The organism is Mesorhizobium sp. M0437 (genome assembly GCF_040321335.1).
Classification (GTDB): Bacteria; Pseudomonadota; Alphaproteobacteria; order Rhizobiales; family Rhizobiaceae; genus Mesorhizobium.
This window is the reverse complement of record NZ_JAMYRK010000008.1, coordinates 88,584-108,128: the sequence shown is the minus strand read 5'-3', so window position 1 is coordinate 108,128 and position 19,545 is coordinate 88,584. Positions and strand designations below refer to the sequence as shown.

General features: G+C 63.2%; 21 protein-coding genes. 10 read left to right on the top strand and 11 right to left on the bottom strand.

Features of this window, described 5'->3' with window-relative positions; translation table 11 throughout:
* Nucleotides 1–6: 6 nt before the first annotated feature.
* From NKI72_RS08035 to NKI72_RS08025, 3 genes are read right to left on the bottom strand one after another with little or no spacing between them, the layout of a single operon-like run.
* On the bottom strand, nt 7–972 hold the full coding sequence (locus NKI72_RS08035) for a substrate-binding domain-containing protein (protein WP_352835774.1): 966 nt from the start codon (nt 970–972) through the stop codon (nt 7–9).
* A complete protein-coding gene (locus tag NKI72_RS08030) occupies nt 969–2,282 on the bottom strand; it encodes an ABC transporter permease (RefSeq protein ID WP_352835773.1) in 1,314 nt (437 codons plus the stop codon). Before NKI72_RS08030 ends, NKI72_RS08035 begins: the two co-directional genes overlap by 4 nt.
* Complete coding sequence (locus tag NKI72_RS08025; protein WP_352835770.1) at nt 2,279–3,862, bottom strand: sugar ABC transporter ATP-binding protein; 1,584 nt, start codon at nt 3,860–3,862, stop codon at nt 2,279–2,281. Before NKI72_RS08025 ends, NKI72_RS08030 begins: the two co-directional genes overlap by 4 nt.
* Before the next feature lie 217 nt (nt 3,863–4,079).
* Here NKI72_RS08025 and NKI72_RS08020 point away from each other — a divergent pair, with 217 nt between their 5' ends.
* Together NKI72_RS08020 and NKI72_RS08015 are read left to right on the top strand one after the other, a co-directional pair.
* Entirely contained in the window at nt 4,080–5,099 is a 1,020-nt protein-coding gene (locus tag NKI72_RS08020; protein WP_254815864.1) for a LacI family DNA-binding transcriptional regulator, read from the top strand.
* 254 nt (nt 5,100–5,353) lie between these two features.
* Nucleotides 5,354–5,977, top strand: a complete 624-nt coding sequence (locus NKI72_RS08015) for a L,D-transpeptidase (RefSeq protein ID WP_352539938.1) — start codon at nt 5,354–5,356, stop codon at nt 5,975–5,977.
* 156 nt (nt 5,978–6,133) lie between these two features.
* On the opposite strand, the gene NKI72_RS08010 is transcribed toward NKI72_RS08015, so the two are convergent.
* From NKI72_RS08010 to NKI72_RS08000, 3 genes are all read right to left on the bottom strand, one after another.
* Nucleotides 6,134–7,135, bottom strand: a complete 1,002-nt coding sequence (locus NKI72_RS08010; protein WP_352814003.1) for an LLM class flavin-dependent oxidoreductase — start codon at nt 7,133–7,135, stop codon at nt 6,134–6,136.
* Between the two features lie 155 nt (nt 7,136–7,290).
* Entirely contained in the window at nt 7,291–8,451 is a 1,161-nt protein-coding gene (locus NKI72_RS08005; RefSeq protein WP_352835767.1) for an AI-2E family transporter, read from the bottom strand.
* A gap of 133 nt (nt 8,452–8,584) precedes the next feature.
* A complete protein-coding gene (locus tag NKI72_RS08000; protein WP_352835764.1) occupies nt 8,585–9,646 on the bottom strand; it encodes an LLM class flavin-dependent oxidoreductase in 1,062 nt (353 codons plus the stop codon).
* A 230-nt stretch (nt 9,647–9,876) separates the two neighbouring features.
* Between NKI72_RS08000 and NKI72_RS07995 the strand changes: the two genes are divergently transcribed.
* Entirely contained in the window at nt 9,877–10,305 is a 429-nt protein-coding gene (locus NKI72_RS07995) for a DUF6481 family protein (protein ID WP_352835761.1), read from the top strand.
* Nucleotides 10,306–10,388: 83 nt separating this feature from the next.
* Here the strand turns inward: NKI72_RS07995 and sugE are convergent, their stop codons facing one another.
* Nucleotides 10,389–10,703: a quaternary ammonium compound efflux SMR transporter SugE gene (sugE, locus tag NKI72_RS07990; RefSeq protein WP_352472361.1), complete on the bottom strand. Its 315-nt coding sequence runs from the start codon at nt 10,701–10,703 to the stop codon at nt 10,389–10,391.
* A 148-nt stretch (nt 10,704–10,851) separates the two neighbouring features.
* Nucleotides 10,852–10,977: a hypothetical protein gene (locus NKI72_RS07985; protein ID WP_013528464.1), complete on the bottom strand. Its 126-nt coding sequence runs from the start codon at nt 10,975–10,977 to the stop codon at nt 10,852–10,854.
* 215 nt (nt 10,978–11,192) lie between these two features.
* Here NKI72_RS07985 and NKI72_RS07980 point away from each other — a divergent pair, with 215 nt between their 5' ends.
* The 3 genes from NKI72_RS07980 (at nt 11,193) to NKI72_RS07970 (ending at nt 13,557) form a co-directional block, all read left to right on the top strand.
* Nucleotides 11,193–12,002, top strand: a complete 810-nt coding sequence (locus tag NKI72_RS07980; protein ID WP_352501143.1) for a transglutaminase-like domain-containing protein — start codon at nt 11,193–11,195, stop codon at nt 12,000–12,002.
* A gap of 121 nt (nt 12,003–12,123) precedes the next feature.
* Nucleotides 12,124–13,086, top strand: a complete 963-nt coding sequence (locus tag NKI72_RS07975; RefSeq protein WP_352835758.1) for a cation diffusion facilitator family transporter — start codon at nt 12,124–12,126, stop codon at nt 13,084–13,086.
* A gap of 66 nt (nt 13,087–13,152) precedes the next feature.
* Nucleotides 13,153–13,557 carry a GFA family protein gene (locus NKI72_RS07970; protein WP_023676952.1) on the top strand — a complete coding sequence of 135 codons (405 nt, stop codon included), beginning with the start codon at nt 13,153–13,155 and terminating at the stop codon, nt 13,555–13,557.
* Between the two features lie 39 nt (nt 13,558–13,596).
* Here NKI72_RS07970 and NKI72_RS07965 read toward each other — a convergent pair whose 3' ends face one another.
* Nucleotides 13,597–14,859, bottom strand: coding sequence for a DNA recombination protein RmuC (locus NKI72_RS07965; protein ID WP_352835755.1), 1,263 nt, complete (start codon nt 14,857–14,859; stop codon nt 13,597–13,599).
* 103 nt (nt 14,860–14,962) lie between these two features.
* Here NKI72_RS07965 and def point away from each other — a divergent pair, with 103 nt between their 5' ends.
* From def to truA, 4 genes are read left to right on the top strand one after another with little or no spacing between them, the layout of a single operon-like run.
* Nucleotides 14,963–15,493: a peptide deformylase gene (gene def, locus NKI72_RS07960; protein ID WP_352539945.1), complete on the top strand. Its 531-nt coding sequence runs from the start codon at nt 14,963–14,965 to the stop codon at nt 15,491–15,493.
* A gap of 16 nt (nt 15,494–15,509) precedes the next feature.
* Nucleotides 15,510–16,439, top strand: coding sequence for a methionyl-tRNA formyltransferase (gene fmt / locus NKI72_RS07955; RefSeq protein ID WP_352835804.1), 930 nt, complete (start codon nt 15,510–15,512; stop codon nt 16,437–16,439).
* On the top strand, nt 16,436–16,945 hold the full coding sequence (locus tag NKI72_RS07950) for a GNAT family N-acetyltransferase (RefSeq protein ID WP_352835752.1): 510 nt from the start codon (nt 16,436–16,438) through the stop codon (nt 16,943–16,945). The genes fmt and NKI72_RS07950 overlap by 4 nt, the downstream gene beginning before the upstream one ends.
* 18 nt (nt 16,946–16,963) lie before the next feature.
* On the top strand, nt 16,964–17,719 hold the full coding sequence (truA, locus tag NKI72_RS07945) for a tRNA pseudouridine(38-40) synthase TruA (RefSeq protein WP_352835749.1): 756 nt from the start codon (nt 16,964–16,966) through the stop codon (nt 17,717–17,719).
* Here the strand turns inward: truA and NKI72_RS07940 are convergent.
* Nucleotides 17,701–18,309: a transporter gene (locus tag NKI72_RS07940; protein ID WP_352455970.1), complete on the bottom strand. Its 609-nt coding sequence runs from the start codon at nt 18,307–18,309 to the stop codon at nt 17,701–17,703. The two genes, truA and NKI72_RS07940, sit on opposite strands and share 19 nt — an antisense overlap.
* A 2-nt stretch (nt 18,310–18,311) precedes the next feature.
* On the bottom strand, nt 18,312–19,511 hold the full coding sequence (gene dapE / locus NKI72_RS07935; protein WP_352472355.1) for a succinyl-diaminopimelate desuccinylase: 1,200 nt from the start codon (nt 19,509–19,511) through the stop codon (nt 18,312–18,314).
* Between the last annotated feature and the right edge of the window lie 34 nt (nt 19,512–19,545).

Here is a 19,545-nt window from a genome sequence, read left to right as displayed (position 1 = left end):
CTCGTCTCAGAGGCCGTTGTCCTTCAGGATCTGGGCGGCATTCTCCTTGGTGATCTTCTCCGTCGGCAGGGTGATGGTCTTTTCCACTTTCTCCCCGTTCAGGAACTTGATCGCCTGCCGCAGCCCTTCGGCGCCCGGCGTCACATAAGTGAACGTCGCCGTCAGCTCGCCATTGGCGACCAGCTGCACGCCTTCATTGGGCAGGCCGTCGATGCCGATGAACTTGATGTCCTTCTCACGTCCGACGTCCTTGGCGGCAAGATAGGCGCCATAGGCCATCGGATCATTGTGGCCGTAGACAAGATCGATTTTCTCGTTGTTGCGCAACGCCGTCGCCATGATGTTGTAGGCCTGGTCCTGCTTCCAGTCGCCCGACTGCTGGTCGAGCAGGTATTTTATGCCCGGCTCCTTGTCGGTGAATTCATGGAAACCGTCATGGCGGTCGTGTGCCGGCTGGGTGCCCATGCCGCCCCAGATCTCGACAACGTTGCCGGCGGCCTTGCCCTTGCCGCCAAGCAGCTCGACGGCATATTCACCGGCAGCCCGGCCGATCAGCTTGTTGTCGCCGCCGACGAACTGCGTGTAGTCGTTGGTTTCGACGTTGCGGTCGAGCACGAAGACCGGGATCTTGGCATCGATCGCCTGCTGCACGACACCGGTCAGGCCGGCGGATTCTTTCGGTGATACCAAGAGCGCATCGACCTCCTGACGGATAAGGTTTTCGACATCGGCGACCTGCTTCTCGGTCTTGTCCTCGCCGTCGGTGATGATCAGCTCGACTTCCGGATGCTTGGCCGCTTCGGCCAGGATGTCCTTGTTGAACTGGGCGCGCCAGGGTTCGATGGTCGTCACCTGCGAGAAGCCGATCTTCCACTTCTTGTCCTGCGCATGGGCGCCGCCGGCAAGCATGGCGGTCGTGGTCAGGAGTGCCGCTGTCAGCCCGGCGAGCTTCAACAATTCACGTCGTTTCATTTCTTGTTTCCTCCAATATTCAGAGACGCGGTCTCTTGCGACGGCCGCTTTGCCGCGGCCGTTTCCTTGTGCGCTTGCCCGCCGGGCAGTCGCAGATAGAAGAGAAGATCACCGGCATTGCGCTCCTGTACGAGCACGGTACCGATGATGATCATCCCCTTCAGCACCAGCTGAAGGTTCGAATTGATGTTGTGCAGCTGCAGGATGTTGGAGAGCAGCCCGAAGATCAGCACGCCGCAGAACGTCCCGGTGAGGCTGCCGCGTCCGCCCATCAGGCTGGTGCCGCCGATGACCACGGCGGCGATCGCGTCGAGCTCCAGCCCGGCGCCGGCATCAGGCTTGCCTTGCCGGTATTGCGCGACATAGAGCACCGCCGCGATGCCGGCCAGCAGCCCTGACACGGCATAGGTGGCAATCTTGACGCGGCCGGCGGCGATGCCCGACAGTCGCGCCGCCTCCTCATTGCCGCCGATCGCATAGACATAGCGGCCAAACGGCGTGAACCGCAGCACGGCGCCGTAGGTCAGGATGGCGCCGAGGAAGAACAGGCCCGGCATCGGGATCACGCCGAATACCAGCGAGCGCAGCATTTCGAAATCGGCGGTGGCATTCGAGCCGGTGTAGACCGGCAGCACCGCATTGTTCTGGCCGGCTGTCAGCCGGGCGATGCCGAGCGCAGTGACCATCATCGCCAGCGTCACGATGAAGGGCTGCAGCCGCCCGGCGACGATGATGAAGCCGTTGAGCGCGCCGAACAGCAGGCCGACGCAAGGCGCCACCAGCAGCACGCCGAGCACGCCGAATTTTGAGCCCACCTGCGGCAGCAGGAACCACAGCACCAGACTGCACAGGATCACCCCGACAATGCCGGGTGTCACCAGCCCGCGAACGCTGTCCAACCTGATGTCGTGCGTGGCCTGCGCGCCGGCGCGGGATTTTTCGATGTTCAGCAGGATGAAACGAGTGACGAGAATGCCGAGGCAAAGGGCTGCCAGGGCAACTGTCGGCACCCCCAGCACCACCGCCGGCGTCACGCCGGGGACCGTCAGCAGCATGGCACAGACGACCGTGCAGATAGCCATCAGCGAGCCGACGGAAAGGTCGATACCGCCGGTGATGATCACCGCAGTCATGCCGGTGGCAATCAGCCCGGTGGTCGACACCTGGCGCAGCACGTCGAGCAGGTTGCCGTAGGACAGGAAGATGTTGTTGCCCTTGGAGCTGATCGGCGAGCCGAGCACGCCGATCAGGAAGATGGCGATCAGGCCCCAATAGAGCTTCGTCCGGGACAGGATATGCAAAATGCTCATGCGGCAGGCCTCGTCATCGTCCGTCGCGGCGCCGCAAGCCGCATGATGGCCTCCTCGCTGGCTTGCGCGCGGGGCAGGATTCCCGTCTGGCGGCCGTCGGCCATGACCAAGATACGGTCGGAAAGATGCAGCAGTTCCGGCAATTCCGAGCTGATGACGGCGATCGCCAGCCCGTCTCGCGCCAGCTTGAAGATGAGATCGTAGATTTCCCGCTTGGCACCGACATCGATGCCGCGTGTCGGCTCGTCGAGCAGCAGCACCCGCGGCCTCGTCGCTAGCCATTTGCCGATGACGACCTTCTGCTGGTTGCCGCCGGACAGCGTGCCGGCCGGCTGCTCGACGGTCTCGCAGCGAATGCCGAGCGCCTTGACGGCGTCCCGTGCCAGCCCTTGCTCACCGGCCAGCGAGCGCACGCCGAACCGCGCCAGCGCGCCGACCAGCGGCAGCGCGACATTGTCGGTGATCGAGGCCTCGAGATGCAGGCCTTGCGTCTTGCGGTCTTCCGTGACCAGGGCGATGCCGAGCCGGCGCGCATCGCGCGGCGAACGGATTTCTACTGCCTCGCCATCGAGCCTGATCTCACCGCCGGCACGTCCGCCGCTGGACCCGAAGATGGTTTCCAGGATTTCGGTACGGCCCGAGCCCAGCAGCCCGCCGATACCGAGGATTTCTCCTGCGGCAAGATCGAAGCTGACGCCGTCGAGCACGGTGCGCCAACCATGGCGATTGGGCTTCGACAACGACAGCTCGCTTACGGACAGGACCGTGTTGCCACCGGGGATGCGGTGCTCCTGGGAGGAAGCAAGCAGGTTTCGCCCGACCATCGCCGAAATTATGGCGTCTTCGTCGAGCTTGTCCATCACCCGCGTCAGGACGTGGCGTCCATCGCGAAACACGGTGACGCGGCTGGCCAGATGCATGACCTCGTCGATGCGGTGCGAAATGTAGACGATCGCCACGCCGCTGTCGGCGAGCTGGCGGATGATGCGGAACAGCCGCTGGCATTCGGCCGGCGAAAGCGCCGAGGTCGGCTCGTCCATGATCAGAATGCGCGCCGACATCGACAGCGCCTTGGCGATCTCGACCAGCTGCTGTTCGCCGACGCGCAAGGCACCGACGCGCGCATCCGGGTCGAGCTCGATGCCGAGCCTTTGCAAGAGCGCGCCGGCAGCGCGGCTGCTCGCCTTGCGGTCGACGATCAGCCCGGCGATCAGCTTCTCGCGGCCGAGAAAGATATTGTCGGCGACGCTAAGTTCGGGAACGAGGTTCAGCTCCTGGTGGATGATGGCGATGCCGGCGCGCTCGGCTTCGCGGACGCCGGCAAAGCGCACCGGATGGCCATCGATACTGACCGTTCCGTTATAGTCCGTATAGACGCCGGACAGGATCTTCATCAGCGTCGACTTGCCGGCGCCGTTCTCGCCCATCAGCGCATGGACCTCGCCGCGCCGCAGTTCGAAGCCGACATCGACAAGCGCGGCGATACCGCCGAAGGACTTGGAGATGTGCTCGGCGCTCAGCACGATCGCCGAGCCGTCCGCCACAACGCCTTGCGCAGGGATGGAATTGCCGTGCTGCATGATAAGGACGGCCTCCCTCCGTCGTCACCGAACACCTCAAACGCTAATCTAAACGTTTCGATCATGTCAAGGTAATATCTGGAGCCTGAGATTGTTCCATTTCAATTCTTGCGCAAAATCATAAGATTCCGTACGTATTGCTACCGTGGAGTGGTGAAACGTTTCGAAAATGACAGCGTCAGGACGAAAAAAGCAGCGCAAATTCACTGCCCCGACTATGCTTCATGTGGCCGAGGCCGCGCGTGTTTCCGTGGCCACCGTATCGGCGCTGATCAATGGCACCGCGACCGTCAGCCCCGAGCTCAGCCAGCGGATCGAACAGGCGATCCGCGACATCGGTTATAAGCGCAACGCTATCGCCCGCAGCCTCAAGATGGGCACCACACGCACCATCGGGCTCACCGTCCCACACATCACCAATCCGTTCTTTACCGACGTGGTTTCGGTCATCCAGCAGGCTTTCGACAGGGCCGGCTACGCCGTCATGCTGTGCTGCACCGACGAGCACCTGAACACGCAGGACGACCAGATCAGGCTGCTGCTCGACCGCATGGTCGACGGACTGATCGTCGCGCGTGTCGGTGACGGCGCGATCCTCAAACGGATTGTCGACGACGCCAATGTGCCGGTCGTGCTGCTCGACCGTGTTTGCCAGGGTGTCGACACCGATGCCGTCGTTCTCGACAATCAGCGCGCGGTGTTCGACGCCATCACTTATCTGATCGATCTCGGCCATCGGCGCATCGGCTACATCTCCGGCTCGTTCGATATCTCGCCGATGCATGACCGCATGGCGGGATACCGCGAGGCCCTCCAGGCCGCCGGCCTGCCGGCCGAACCCGAGCTCGTCCGCTTCGGCAACTTCCACGAAGTCGATGGCTACAACGCCACCATGCAGCTGCTTTCGCTGCACGACCGGCCGAGCGCCATCTTTTCGGCCAACAACCCGATGGTGATCGGCACCATGAAGGCCATTCGCGATATCGGCCTGTCCTGTCCGGAGGATATTTCCGTCGCTTGCTTCGACGATTTTCCGTGGTCGGATGTGTTCCGGCCGCAATTGACCACGGTCGCACAGCCCGTGCAGGCGATCGGCGAACAGGCGGCCAATCTGCTGCTCGACCGGCTCGCCGGAAACAGGGATGCGCCGCCGCGCAAGCTGACGCTCAAGGGACGCTTGATGATCCGCAATTCATGCCGTCCGCTAGGTGCGACTGCGCAGAGCGTCAGCGCGTAGCGCGTGGGCTCTGTTCAGAAACTTTGCAATGCCGGACGGACAGCGCTCCCTCTGTCCTGCCGACCCCAGGTCTGCGCAGCCACTACGGGGGTTCGTCGTTCAAAAACCGAGCAATTGAAGGACGCGGCGCCGATCGGGCCAAGTGGCCAACAATTAGCCAGCCGACAGTCAGGAAAATCTTGGCAATCGAAGCATGTCGGATTAGGAATATGACGAGATGCGACAGATCGTTCACACGGGCGCCGGCTTGAGTCATGCGCGTGAAATCGATCCTAATCGGGCTGGTACTTGCTGGGATGGCCGCATTCTCCGGCTGCACCACCGGCGGAGCGTTACAGACCTTTCCCCAGGCCTATGGCGGCCTCACCGACGCCGGTTTTCGCGTTCCGCCGGTTCCGATCTACAAGGTTGACCAAAAGTTCCATCGGCAGACAGTGCCTTATGCGACTGAAGAGGCGCCGGGCACCATCATTGTCGATACAGGAGCGAAGTTCCTCTACTACGTGTTGGGAGACGGTCAGGCGCTGCGCTACGGAATCGGCGTCGGCAAGGCGGGCTTCGAGTGGCATGGCACTGCTCACGTTGCGAGGAAGCGCGAATGGCCGGATTGGAGCGCGCCGTCTGCGATGATCGTGCGCGAGCAGAAGCGAGGCCGCATCATACCGGCCCATATGGAGGGCGGACTCATGAACCCGCTCGGGGCGCGGGCGCTCTATCTTTTTAACGAGAAAGGTGACACTGGATATCGCCTGCACGGTAGCCCTGAATGGTGGTCCATCGGCAAAGCTGTGTCGGCGGGCTGCATTCGCCTCATGAACCAGGACATCATCGATCTCTATGACCGCGCCACAATCGGCACCAAGGTGATCGTTATTTAGTGGACGCCGCGTTTCCCGCTAACGGACGAGCATGACGGATCGAAAACCTCCGCGCAAAACGCGCGAAATGTTCGCTATGTTTTCGCACACCTGTTCGCGATGTTCCCTGCCTAAGGCCGGCCTTGCCCGCAACAGTGGCAAGTGGCGAACCAACTCTCAGGCAGCTTCCGACAGCGATTTGTGGGCGTCGGCCAGGATCTCGAACGAGCGCACCCGCGCCGCATGGTCGAAAATCTGCGCTGTGACCATCAACTCGTCGGCGCCTGTCCGGCGCACAAACGCCTCGATGCCTTGCCTGACTGTTTCGGGAGAGCCGACGACGGCGCAGGAAAGCGCTTGGCCGAGCATGGTCTTGGCCATTGGATCGAGGTCGCGCTCATATCCTTCGACCGGCGGCGGCAATCGGCCGGGCCGGCCGGTGCGCAGATTGACGAAGGCCTGCTGCAGCGAGGTGAACAGCAGCCGCGCCTCGGCATCGGAAGGAGCGGCGAAGACGTTGAGGCCGAGCATCACATAAGGCTTGTCGAGCTGCTCCGAAGGCTGGAAACGCGAGCGGTAGATCTCCAGAGCATGGTCGAGCTCGGCCGGCGCAAAATGCGAAGCGAAAGCGTAGGGCAGGCCGAGCATGGCGGCAAGCTGCGCGCCGTAGAGGCTGGAACCGAGAATCCAGATCGGCACCTTTTCGCCTTCGCCGGGCACCGCGCGGATGCGTTGGCCGTCTTCGGCCGGCTGCAAGTAACCCATCAGCTCGACGACGTCCTGCGGGAAATTGTCGGCGCCAGCGTCGAGGTTACGGCGCAGCGCCCGTGCCGTGGCCATGTCGGTGCCGGGCGCCCGGCCGAGGCCGAGATCGATGCGGCCAGGATGCAGAGCGTTGAGCGTACCGAACTGCTCGGCGATGACCAGCGGGGAATGATTGGGCAGCATGACGCCGCCGGCGCCGACGCGTATCGTATCGGTGCCGCCGGCCACATGGGCAATGACCACCGAGGTGGCAGCGCTGGCGATGCCCGGCATATTGTGGTGCTCTGCCAGCCAATAGCGCCGGTAACCCAGCCGCTCGGCATGACGGGCGAGATCGAGCGAATTGGCGAGTGACTGTGAAGCGTTGCTGCCTTCGACGATCGGCGACAGGTCGAGAACGGAAAGAACGGTCATCGGCGCGGGTTTCCTGTGGCCGAAGGGATGTAGGAAGCCGTTGCCGAGGCGGCAAATTCAAAATGTTGATGGAGCGCTGAGGGCACAACGGACGTGCGACCGATGCAAGGTCGTGATCTGCACCATCGGGGGGACGCTTTTGACCCTTTAAGCCGCTACTTGTTCACCTCGGAAATCTCTTCGTCCTCGATCGCTGCCGTGTGTTGCGCCGCCAGGAAATTGCCGACATGGCTGAGACCGTCGAAATGATCGCAGAACACCTTGATGACGACCAGCAGCGGCACCGCCAGCAGCGCGCCGACAAAACCCCATAGCCACGACCAGAAGGCGATGGCGATGAGGATCGCCACTGCGTTGATTTCGAGACGGCGGCCGACCACCGTCGGCGTCACGAACTGGCCTTCGACGATGTAGCATAGAACGACGAAGGCCGGCGCCAGCAGCGCGTAGGAAATCGTGTCGAAGCTTATCAGCGCAATGATCGTGACCAGCGTGATGGTGATTAACGCTCCGATATAGGGCAGGAAATTGAGCAGAGCCGCTGCCGCGCCCCAGACCTGCGCGTTTGGCACGCCGAGTGCCCACAGGCCGAGCCCGATGACCACGCCGAGACATGTATTGATGATCGTGACGGTAAGCAGATAGTGCGAGATTTCACGTTCGACGTCGTAGACGACACGCAGTGCCCGCTTCTTTTCGCTGAGACTGGGGAAGGATTGGACGATCTTTTCATAGAACATCGTGCCGGAGGCGAGCAGGAACAGCGACAGGACGAAGACGATGGTGACGCTGGTGCCGGCCGACAGTACATTGCCGGCGGCCTGCGAGAGAATACCGGATGGCGCCATCGCCACCCTCTGAACGCCCGGCTCCTGGGATGTCTGCGTCAGTCCCTCTATCTGACGCGAAACCTCCACGATCCTTTCGAACGGACGGCGCAGTTGTGCCAGACGTTCGGTAAGCTGCTGGCCGATCGTCGAGGTGTTGTTGATGAGATCGATGACCGGGCCGCTGAGCAGATATCCCGCGACGGCGACGAGGCAGAACGAAAGCAGCACCAGCAGTGTCGCTGAAATGACATCGGGCATGCCATGCTTGCGCAGGAGGCGAACGATCGGCGTCAGCGTCAGCGCCAGCAGGAAAGCCAGAATGACCGGCATGAAGAAGGCGCGGGCGAAGTAAAGCGCGTAGATCGCCATGAGGATGAAGATGCCGACGAGCAGCGAACGCATCAGATGCGCATCCGCCCGCGCCTCGACGCGCGGATCCGGGCTTTCGGCAGCGCTTGCGCCCGAAGCGTCGGGTTCGGCTTTCATTCTGACCCTCGGCGGCACACCGCGATTGGTGCAGACCGTTGGCGAAAACGCCTCTGTCGCTTCAAGGTTCCGTTAGCCGGCGTCACCGGCAAGGCCGCCTCGCGGCCTTGCCAATGAATCAGGTGACTGGGAATCAGGCAACCGGCGCCGCCACGGCGGGAACGGCCTTCGCAGTTTCCCGGCGCACGATCGGCGCCACTTTGGTGCCGTAGAGTTCGATGGCCTTCATCACCTTGGCGTGCGGCATGGTGCCGATCGCCATTTGCAGCAGGAAGCGGTCGTTGCCGAATATCCTGTGCTGGGCAACGATCTTCTCGGCCACCTGTTCTGGATTGCCGACGAACAGCGCGCCGTTTGGGCCGCGCGATTGGTCGAAATGCGCCCGCGATGTCGGCCCCCAGCCGCGCTCGCGGCCGATGCGGTTCATCACCTCGGCCTGCGGCCCGTAAAAATCGTCGGCTGCCTGGTCCGTGCTGTCGGCAATGAAGCCGTGCACGTTGAGACTGGTGGCAAGGCTTGCCGGATCGTTGCCGGCGCGCCTGGCTGCATCCCTGTAGATGTCGAACAGCGGTGCGAACCGCGCCGGCTCGCCACCGATGATCGCCAGTGCCAGCGGCAACCCGAGCACGCCCGCGCGGGCGACGGATTGCGGTGTTCCACCGACGGCGATCCAGATCGGCAATTTGTCCTGCAAGGGCCGCGGATAGACGCCGCGGTCGTTGATCGGCGCGCGCAGACTGCCCGACCAGGTCACCTTGACATGATCGCGGATGGCGAGCAGCAGGTCGAGCTTTTCGGCGAAGAGCTCGTCATAATCTTCGAGATTGTAGCCGAACAGCGGAAAGGACTCGATGAACGAGCCGCGCCCGGCCATGATCTCGGCACGGCCGCCGGACAGAAGATCGAGGGTGGCAAACTGCTGGAAGACGCGCACCGGATCGTCGGACGACAGCACGGTGACAGCGCTGGTCAGCCTTATGCGCTTGGTCCGTTCGGCCGCCACCGCCAGCGCCACCACCGGAGCCGAGGCAGCATAGTCGGGACGGTGGTGCTCGCCGAGACCAAAGACGTCCAGCCCGACCTGGTCGGCGAGCTCGATCTCCTCGATCAGGTTGCGCAACCGCTCATGCGCACCGATCGCACCGGGACCTGGTTCCGGGCTGACGTCGGCGAAGGTGTAGAGACCGAGTTCCATAGTGTGTCATCTCAGCGTTTTGTCTTGGCGCTACACGTAGCGATCAGTCCGCCGCCCCGCCAGATGCCTGGATGGTGAACAGTGCGGGTGCCTTTCAGCCGAATTCAATCGAAATGGCGTCTCCCGGCTGCAACAGATCAGAATTTCATGGCTGGCATACCGTTTTGGCGCTTGAACTCTCGGTTTTCACGCGTATGTAAGCCTCGCAAATTGACTTCAGGGAAGTGGACTTGGCTATCTATAGGGAAAAAGACGTTTTCGAGCGGCGCAATGCCGCAAACGAGGCAAAGAAGGCGCTTCTGGAGCGCTTCAAGGCAAAGCCGGCGGCAGATGATCCAGCGGTGCTGGCACGACAGGCCGAGCGCAAGGCGATCCTCGAGGCCCGCGCTATACGCGAGGCCGAAAAGGCCAGGCTGAGGCAGGAAAAGCTGGCGCGCGAAGCGGTCGAAAAGGCCGAGCGCGAGGCAGCTGCCGAAGCGGCACGCATCGCTGCGGAAGAAGCCGCACAGGCCGAAGCGAAGATCCGGGAAGCTGAAGAGAACGAGCGCATCGCCCGTTTTCTTGCCGACGAGGCCGAACGCAAGGCCAAGCGTGATGCGCGCTATGCCGCGCGCAAGCAGCGCACCGGCAGGACGCCGCCCGGCTTCTCCGCGCGATAGCGCCTTCCGGCACTGATCAGCCGAATTCAAGAATCAGGGGCCGCCTTGCCGCGGCCCCGAACGCGTTCGTCTGTCAGAATCGGCTAAGCCGCGAGCTTCAGTCCCATGATGCCGCAGACGATTAGCGCGATGCAGGCCAGCCTGATCGCCGTCGCTGGGTCGCCGAGCTGCCATATCCCCAACAGCGCCGTGCCGACGGTGCCGACGCCGGTCCACACCGCGTAAGCGGTGCCGACCGGCAACGCCTTCAGCGCCAGGCTGAGCAAGGTCAGGCTGACGATCATCGAGGCAACCGTCAGGACGGTTGGCAGCGGCTTCGAGAATCCGTCGGTGTATTTGAGGCCGATCGCCCAGCCGATCTCGAACAGGCCGGCGAGGAACAGGAAAACCGACGACATCGGAACGCTCCGTTTCGATGGCTTTCGGCCGATTTCTTGAAAAGCGCAAAAATTGCCTTCGCCGCATCCAAGGGGATGCGCGTGAGCTTAATGAACAATCATACCGGCCGCGTTTGCGGCCGGTCGAAATAAGCCGGTAGCTGCGGCTCTACTTGTCCTTCAGCTTCATCGCCTTCACTGGCGGTGCCTTCAGGGCCGGCGCCGGAGCCGGTTTCTTCGCGTCCTTCTTCGGCTTGCGGGCCTCCTTGCCTGCCTTCATCGCACCCTTAGCCATGATTCGTTCCTCCAGTTGATATCTGGCGAAGTGAAACAAGAGAAAACGCTCGACTGCAAGAGGCCGCTGCCGTGCAGTCGCCTGGCCGATGGGCTGTCAACCGGTTTCTAATTCCCTCGTAAACCGCAGCGGTCCGTGCCATGGTCTTCTTCGCACTGCAGCATCAGCCCTCGCGTTTCGCCAGCTGATGATCAGGCAGGCCGGTCAGGACGACAATGCGGATCCACATCGGTTGCCAGATGAGCTTCGACTTCCCGCAGGAAACACCGCTGATCGCGATGCTAAATGTCCATTATTCGCGCGCATCCGATCTTGAGCGGCCGGACTTCCTGACGTCGAACCCGCCGGTGCCGATCGAGAGCTACCGCGACAGTTTCGGCAATTGGTGCAACCGTTTCGTTGCGCCGGCCGGGCGCTTTGCGTTCGGCACGGACGCGGTGATCCGCGACCCCGGCTCCTTCGAGACGCGCGAGCTGACGGCGTGGCAGCACGAGGTCCGCGATCTGCCGTCGGAGACGCTGCTGTTCCTGCTGCCCAGCCGCTATTGCGAGAGCGACGTGCTGTCGAATGAAGCGTGGCGGCTGTTCGGCAGCACCCCGCTCGGCATTCCGCGCGTCCAGGCGGTCTGCGACTTCGTCCATAACCACATCGTCTTCAACTATTTCAATGCGCGGCCGACGCGCACCGCCGCCGAGGCCTATCGCGAGCAGAGTGGTGTATGCCGCGACTTCGCTCATCTCGCTGTCGCCTTCTGCCGCGCCCTGAACATTCCGACCCGCTACTGCACCGGCTATATCAGTGATATCGGCCTGCCAAAGCCGTGGTCGGACATGGATTTCGCCGCCTGGATGGAAGTCTATCTCGGCGGCCGCTGGCACGCGTTCGACCCGCGCAACAACGCGCCGCGCATCGGCCGCATCCTGATTGCCTCCGGACGCGATGCCGCCGATGTGCCGCTGACCCACATTTTCGGGCCGGGCGCGCTGGCTGGCTTCAAGGTCTGGACGGACGAGGTCGTCGAATAGCCCGCGCCGCCCTTTTGAACAACTGACCTTGTGAACAACTGGGCGCTTCAGGCGTTGTGAGAGCTGTGGAGCGTGGGCGGACGCTCCGCCAATCTCGGGGCATCAACCAGGGCAGCACACCATGGCGGCGCATGGCGGGTCGAAAAAAGTGATCTATGCGGCGCTCGCCGGAAATCTTGCGATCGCACTGACCAAATTCGCCGCTGCCTTGTTCACGGGCAGCTCGGCAATGCTCTCGGAAGGCGTCCACTCGCTCGTCGATACCGGCAATGGCAGCCTGCTGCTTTACGGCATGCACCGTGCCGCGCGCCCGGCCGACCGCACGCATCCGCTCGGCCATGGCCGCGAGCTGTACTTCTGGAGCTTCATCGTCGCGCTCCTTGTCTTTGCACTGGGCGCCGGCATATCGTTCTACGAAGGCGTGATGCACATCATGGCGCCGGAGCCGATCGCCAACGCCAAGGTGAACTACGCTGTCCTCGGCCTTTCCTTCCTCTTCGAAGGCACCTCTTGGCTGGTGGCGCTGAAGGAATTCCGCCACCAAAAAGGCAGCCACGGCTGGCTCGAGGCGGTGCAGCTCAGCAAGGATCCGAGTGTCTACACCGTACTCTTCGAGGACAGCGCGGCACTTCTCGGCCTCGTTGTCGCCTTCGCCGGCATATTGGCGGCGGAACTGCTGGACATGCCGAAGCTCGACGGCGCCGCGTCGATCGGCATCGCGCTGATCCTGGGCGGGACCGCGATCTTCCTGGCGCGCGAAAGCAAGAGCCTGCTGCTCGGCGAGCCGGCCTCGCCCGAGGTGCAAACAGAGGTGCTGGCCATCGTCCAGCAGGACCCGGCGGTGCAACGGGCAAATGGCGTGCTGACGCTGCATATGGGTCCGCAGGAGATCGTCGCCGCTTTGAGCATCGAGTTCGAGGATCATTTGTCGGCGCCGGAGATAGAGACCTGTGTCGAGCGCCTCGAGACGCGGCTGAAAGCGGAGATGCCGGAGGTGACGCGGCTGTTCGTCAAGCCGCAGACCACCGGCACCTGGGAACGCCGGAGCAAGGCCTTGGCGGCGTCCGGAGGGGAACCGGCCTGAGGAAATGGCTGCGCCATCGGGCAGTCCCGGTTATGATTGCGGGCAAAAGCTCCAGGAGGAACGAAGATGAAAATCGACGGCGCGTGTCATTGTGGCGCTATCACTTACGAGGCCGAAGTCGATCCGGAAAAGACCACCATTTGTCACTGCATCGATTGTCAGAAGCTAACCGGAACGGCCTTTCGCGTCACCGTGCCGGCGTCCGAGGACAATTACAGGATCACCAAGGGCACGCCGAAGATCTACATCAAGACCGGTTCGAGCGGCGCCAAGCGCGCCCAGGCATTTTGCGGTGAGTGCGGCTCGCATCTCTACGCCACGTCGGCGGGCGAGGGACCGAAGGTTTACGGTATCAGGGTCGGCACGGCACGGCAGCGCGAGCAACTGGTGCCGAGAAAGCAGATCTGGCACCGCTCGGCGCTGCATTGGCTGCCGGAATTCGAAGGCACAACCATCATCGAGGAGCAGTAGCGCCAGACCGGGGCGAAGCCTCCGGTTCCGGCGCAGCTCTCAATCGTCGCCTTCGACGACCCTTAGCCTCAACTGCCCGGTTTTCGAATCGGCGACGCGCGGGCTGCTTTCCGCTTTTGCTCCGCTGCCATTCGAACCAGCGGTGTCCTCCGCCGGCTGCACGCCAAACTCCAGCGCCTCGATCTTTTGTCCGCGCCTGGTCACCTTCGATGTCGAGACCAGAATGTCGTCGATATCCTTGGCCGATTGGCCAAAATGCGTCTGCAATTTGCGCACCCGCTCGTCTAGCCGGGAGACGTCTTCCATCAGCCGGATAACCTCGCCCTGGATCAGGTGTGCCTGCTCGCGCATGCGGGCATCCTTGAGGATCGCCTGGATGACCTGGATCGACAGCATCAAAAGCGATGGCGAGACGATGACGATCCGTGAGCGATGCGCCTTCTGGACAACGGCCTCGAAATTCTCGTGGATTTCGGCGAACACCGATTCCGAAGGCACGAACATGAAGGCGGTGTCCTGCGTCTCGCCCTGGATCAGGTATTTTTCGGAAATATCGCGGACATGCACCTCGATGTCGCGGCGGAAAGCCTGTGCGGCGGTCTTCTGCAGTTCGGCGCCTTCGGCGGCCCGGATGGCATTCCAGGCCTCGAGCGGAAACTTTGCATCGATGGCAAGCGACGGTGCGCCGTTCGGCATCTTCACCAGGCAGTCGGGCCGGCTGCCATTCGACAAGGTCGCCTGGAATTCATAGGCGCCGTGCGGCAATCCGTCGGCGACGATGGCTTCCATACGCGACTGGCCGAAGGCGCCGCGCGTCTGCTTGTTGGAAAGGATCGCCTGCAATTGCACGACCTGGCCGGCCAGCGACTGGATGTTGCCTTGCGCGATATCGATGACCGCCAGCCGTTCCTGCAGCTTGGCGAGGCTCTCATGCGTCGATCTCGTCTGCTCGGTCATGGTCTGGCCCAGGCGGCCGGTCATGGCATCGAGACGCTGGCCGATCGACTGTGTCAGTTCCGCCTGGCGCGCCCCGAACACTTCGGCGATGGCGCCCATGCGGCCCTGCATTTCCGCCTGGCTTGCCAAGATGCCGGCCATCCGCACCTCGGCGTCGCGGGCGTGGTCGGCGGCTTCGGCGGCCGCCACTGCACGCGCCTTGGCCGATCGCCAGAGCGCAACGACGAGCGCCACGAACAGTCCAAGGAACAGCATTGCGCCGAAACCCAGGGCATGGCCGAGCGTGATCGTGGTGGCGCCTAGGCGGGCGACAGGTTCGGACAGGATGGTGGCCAGATCGTTCATGTCGACAGCATAGATGATTCGGTCTGCCAGCACAGATCAAAACGTGAACGACCCGAAGGCGCCCCGGTTGACGCTTTTCCTGCGAGGTCTTAGGTGAGACGCCATGTCGATCAAGCCGCTTATCATCCTTCCCGATCCCGTCCTGCGTCAGGTTTCAAAACCGGTCGAGCGTGTCGACGGGGATTTGCGCAAACTGGCCGGCGACATGCTGGACACCATGTATGACGCGCCCGGCATCGGCCTCGCAGCGATCCAGGTCGGCGAACCCTTGCGCATGCTGGTGATCGACCTGGCCAAAGAGGACGAGACGCCGGCACCGCACGTCTTCATCAATCCCGAAATCCTCGAAAGCTCCGACCAGCGTTCGGTCTACGAGGAAGGCTGCCTGTCGATCCCGGATTACTATGCCGAGGTCGAGCGTCCGGCGGCGGTGCGGGTGAAGTTTCTCGACCGCGACGGCAAGCTGCAGGAGATCGAGGCCGAGGGGCTGATGGCGACCTGCCTGCAGCATGAAATCGACCACCTCAACGGCGTGCTGTTCATCGATTACATCTCCAAGCTGAAGCGCGACATGGTGGTCAAGAAATTCAAGAAGCTCGCCAGGGACAAGGCGCCGGGCAAGATGGTGGGGTAGGCGTCGACGAATGCCCCTGCGTGTCATCTTCATGGGTACGCCCGAATTCTCCGTGCCGACGCTGCGGGCGATTGCCGGGGCCGGGCACGAGTTGGCAGCCGTCTACACGCAGCCGCCGCGCGCCGGCGGCCGGCGCGGGCTCGAACTGACGCCGTCGCCGGTGCAGCGCGAGGCGGAGCGGCTTGGCATCGAGGTGCGGTCGCCGGTGTCGCTGAAGGGCGAGGCGGAGCAGGAGGCGTTCCGCGCCTTAGGTGCCGACGTCGCCGTGGTCGTCGCCTACGGGCTGCTCCTCCCCAAACCCATTCTCGAGGCGCCGCGGCTCGGTTGCCTCAACGGCCACGCATCGCTGCTGCCGCGCTGGCGCGGCGCTGCCCCTATCCAGCGCGCCATCATGGCCGGCGATACCGAAACGGGCATGATGGTGATGCGGATGGAGGAAGGCCTCGACACCGGCCCGGTGGCAATGGTTGAAAAATGCGCCATTGGACCCGACATGACGGCCGGCGATCTGCACGATCGGCTGATGGTCTTGGGTGCTTCGCTGATAGTGCAAGCGCTCGAACGGCTGGAGCGGAATACGCTGACATTTACCACACAGGCGGAGGTGGGGGTGACCTACGCCAAGAAAATCGATAAATCGGAGACTCGCATAGACTGGCTGCGACCTGCCGGCGACGTGCACAACCAGATTCGCGGCCTGTCGCCCTTTCCCGGTGCATGGTGCGAGGCCGAAATCGGCGGCCGCGTGGAACGGCTGAAACTGCTTCGCTCGACGCTCTCGCAAGGCGCCGGCGAACCGGGAGGAATTCTCGATGACCGGCTGACGGTCGCCTGCGGGTCAGGCGCGATCAGGCCGGTCGAAGTTCAACGTGCGGGCGGAAGGCCCATTGCCGCGCAGGAGTTTCTGCGCGGGGCCAAGCTCGAAAAAGGAATGAAATTGTCATGAGCATGATGTCCATACGCGCGGCGACGCCGCGGGACCGCGAGGCGATCCGCCTTGTCGAAGAACACGCATTCGGCCAGCAGACGGAGGCCGGACTGGTCGACGCGCTGGTCACCGGCGGTGATGCCGTCGTCGAACTGGTGGCGGACGAAGACGGGCAAGTGGTCGGCCATATCCTGTTTTCACGGCTTTTCGTGCAGAATGGCGGCAAGAGCTTCCCGGCGGTGGCTTTGGCTCCTTTGGCGGTCGAGCCGTCGTTCCACGGCACCGGCATCGGAGGTGCGCTGGTCCGCGAGGCGCATATCCGCCTGAAGGCTGCTGGCGAGACGCTCGCCGTGGTGCTCGGCGATCCGGCTTACTATGGCCGTTTCGGCTACAGCCGCGCCCGTGCAGCAAAATTCGAGAGCGAGTACCAAAGCGAGGCTTTGCAGGCGCTTGCCTGGGGCGAGGCGCCGGAGACCGGCATGCTGGTCTACGCCTCGGCCTTCGGCTCAGCCCTCGCCGCCTGATTTCGCCTCGATCCGGGAATGCCGCGTTTTCGCCTCGACATCGAATATGACGGCAGTCTCTTCGCCGGCTGGCAGCGCCAGGCCAACCAGCCTTCGGTGCAGCAGGCGATCGAGCGGGCGATCGAGAAGTTCTGTGGCGAGCAGGTTTCGCTGCGCGCCGCCGGCCGCACCGATGCTGGCGTCCATGCGACCGCTCAGGTGGCGCATGTCGATCTGATCAAGGCATGGCCCGGCGACAAGGTGCGCGACGCAGTCAACGCGCATCTGCAAGCGGCCAAGGTGCGCATCGCCATCCTGAAGGCCGCAGTCGTGCCGGATGGCTTCGATGCGCGTTTCTCGGCGATCGGCCGCCATTACCTCTACCGCATCGTCAATCGCCGCGCGCCGGCGGCGCTCGACAAGGGCAAGATCTGGTGGGTACCGAAGCAGCTCGATGCCGGTGCCATGCACGAGGCGGCAAAGGTGCTGGTTGGCCGGCATGATTTCACCACCTTCCGCTCGACCCAGTGCCAAGCCACCAGTCCCGTCCGCACGCTCGACCGGCTGGATGTCAGCCGCACCGGCGATTTCATTGAGGTCCGCGCTTCGGCGCGGTCATTCCTGCACAACCAGGTGCGCTCGATGGTCGGCTCGCTCAAACGTGTCGGCGAAGGCGGCTGGACTGTTGCCGACCTCAAGGCGGCGCTTGAGGCGCGCGACCGTGCGGCCTGCGGTCAGGTGGCGCCGCCCGACGGGCTGTTTCTCGTCGGCGTCGATTATCCGACGCCTGGCTGATCCGGAACGCTGATCCCGAGCAGCGCCTGCAGGCCGAACAGGACGATCAGCGACGCCACGAACATGCCGGCAAAAACGGCGCTGCCGGTGGCCGCACCCCTGCCGATCGCAACGTTGGTCATCCGCCAGGTCAAGACCATCGACAGCGCGAACAACAGCAGCGACACGAGTCCGGAGACTTCGTTGGCCGACGTCAGGAAGAGCCGGATCAACGCCGATGGCAGCATCATCCAGGCGATGATCGCCGAGGCCCAATTGCTGGCCACGACATAATGGACGAATCGGCCGCCGACGCCGACCCGCGGCGCCACCAGGGCGAGGCCTATGAGCGGCAGCACCCAGGCGCCGATATCGACGGTTGCCAGGCGGATCAACATGCTGAAACGGCCGACGAATGCGTTGGGATCGCCGATCTCGTTGGCAATACCGACCCAGCCGACGATCAGTGCCGGCGCCGCGACGACAATGGCAAAAAAGGAGTTCCAGAAACCGTCCGCCGAAAGGTCGAGCAGGCGAAATCCATCGGCTTTGCCGAGCATCAGCCGCCAGGCACCGGCAAGCGAAGCGTAGGTTTCATCCGCTGAAAGCATCACTAGGATATGTCCTGCGCAAACCAGTCTTCAACGAAGCGCAGATAAATCTGCGTCAGCGTCTCGAGGTCGGCAATCGCCACGCGTTCGTCGACCATGTGCATGGTCTTGCCGACCAGTCCGAATTCGACCACCGGACAATAATCCTTGATGAAGCGGGCATCGGAGGTGCCGCCGGAGGTGGAGAGCGCCGGCTTCCTGCCGGTCACCGCCTTGATCGAGCCGCCAAGCGTCTCGATCAACCTGTCGTCGCGTGTCAGGAAAACGTGGCTCGGTCCGTCGCGCCAGACGATCTCGTAGTCGACCGGCGTCTTCTTGCCGGCGCGGTATTTCTTGCGTTTCGCCGCCCGGTCGAGGCGGTTGTGGATCTCGGCCTGGATCGTCTCGGCGGTCCATGTGTCGTTGAAGCGAATATTAAAGGTAGCCGCCGCCTTCGCCGGGATGACGTTGGTGGCAGGATTGCCGACATCGATGGAGGTCACCTCAAGATTGGTCGGCTGGAAATCCCTTGTTCCGTTGTCGAAGACGGGGTGAAGCAAGGCGTCGACCAGCGTCACAAGGCCGCGCACCGGGTTGTCGGCTAGCTGCGGATAGGCGGCGTGGCCCTGGCGGCCGTTGACGACGACCGTGCCGGAGAGCGAGCCGCGCCGGCCGATCTTGATCATATCGCCGAGCGCATCGGGATTGGTCGGCTCGCCGACGATCGCAGCATGCCATTTCTCGCCCTTGGCAGCCGCCCATTCGAGCAGTTTCGTCGTGCCGTTGATCGCCGGCCCTTCCTCGTCGCCGGTGATCAGCAGCGAGACCGACCCCTTCGGGCCGCCCTTCTGCGCGATATGTCGCGCTACCGCCGCGACGAAACAAGCAATGCCGCCCTTCATGTCGACGGCGCCGCGGCCGAACATCTCGCCATTGGCGATCTCGGCGCCAAAGGGTGGGTGCGTCCAGGCTGTTTCATCGCCCACCGGCACCACATCGGTATGACCGGCAAACATCAGATGCGGGCCGTTGCCGGAACGCCGCGCGTAAAGGTTCTCTATGTCAGGTGTGCCGGATTCGGAAAACACCGGGCGCTCGACGGCAAAGCCGAGCGGCTTCAACATTTCTTCCAGCGCGCTCAGCGCACCGCCTTCGGCGGGCGTCACGGAAGCGCAGCGGATGAGAGCAGCCAGATTTCTGGTCGGATCGGTAGGCAGCGTCATGGGCAAAAGCGATAGTCGAAAGCGCAAGGCCTGT

Coding starts and splice junctions, on each gene's coding strand:
- def (WP_352539945.1), top strand. CDS start 14,963: ATGTCGATCAAGCCGCTTATCATCCTTCCCGATCCCGTCCTGCGTCAG.
- NKI72_RS07985 (WP_013528464.1), bottom strand. CDS start 10,977: ATGGCTAAGGGTGCGATGAAGGCAGGCAAGGAGGCCCGCAAGCCGAAG.
- NKI72_RS08020 (WP_254815864.1), top strand. CDS start 4,080: ATGCTTCATGTGGCCGAGGCCGCGCGTGTTTCCGTGGCCACCGTATCG.
- NKI72_RS08005 (WP_352835767.1), bottom strand. CDS start 8,451: ATGAAAGCCGAACCCGACGCTTCGGGCGCAAGCGCTGCCGAAAGCCCG.
- NKI72_RS08000 (WP_352835764.1), bottom strand. CDS start 9,646: ATGGAACTCGGTCTCTACACCTTCGCCGACGTCAGCCCGGAACCAGGT.
- NKI72_RS07970 (WP_023676952.1), top strand. CDS start 13,153: ATGAAAATCGACGGCGCGTGTCATTGTGGCGCTATCACTTACGAGGCC.
- NKI72_RS07950 (WP_352835752.1), top strand. CDS start 16,436: ATGAGCATGATGTCCATACGCGCGGCGACGCCGCGGGACCGCGAGGCG.
- NKI72_RS07940 (WP_352455970.1), bottom strand. CDS start 18,309: ATGCTTTCAGCGGATGAAACCTACGCTTCGCTTGCCGGTGCCTGGCGG.
- sugE (WP_352472361.1), bottom strand. CDS start 10,703: ATGTCGTCGGTTTTCCTGTTCCTCGCCGGCCTGTTCGAGATCGGCTGG.
- dapE (WP_352472355.1), bottom strand. CDS start 19,511: ATGACGCTGCCTACCGATCCGACCAGAAATCTGGCTGCTCTCATCCGC.
- NKI72_RS08030 (WP_352835773.1), bottom strand. CDS start 2,282: ATGAGCATTTTGCATATCCTGTCCCGGACGAAGCTCTATTGGGGCCTG.
- NKI72_RS08010 (WP_352814003.1), bottom strand. CDS start 7,135: ATGACCGTTCTTTCCGTTCTCGACCTGTCGCCGATCGTCGAAGGCAGC.
- NKI72_RS08015 (WP_352539938.1), top strand. CDS start 5,354: ATGCGCGTGAAATCGATCCTAATCGGGCTGGTACTTGCTGGGATGGCC.
- NKI72_RS07975 (WP_352835758.1), top strand. CDS start 12,124: ATGGCGGCGCATGGCGGGTCGAAAAAAGTGATCTATGCGGCGCTCGCC.
- NKI72_RS07965 (WP_352835755.1), bottom strand. CDS start 14,859: ATGAACGATCTGGCCACCATCCTGTCCGAACCTGTCGCCCGCCTAGGC.
- NKI72_RS08035 (WP_352835774.1), bottom strand. CDS start 972: ATGAAACGACGTGAATTGTTGAAGCTCGCCGGGCTGACAGCGGCACTC.
- truA (WP_352835749.1), top strand. CDS start 16,964: ATGCCGCGTTTTCGCCTCGACATCGAATATGACGGCAGTCTCTTCGCC.
- NKI72_RS08025 (WP_352835770.1), bottom strand. CDS start 3,862: ATGCAGCACGGCAATTCCATCCCTGCGCAAGGCGTTGTGGCGGACGGC.
- NKI72_RS07980 (WP_352501143.1), top strand. CDS start 11,193: ATGCGGATCCACATCGGTTGCCAGATGAGCTTCGACTTCCCGCAGGAA.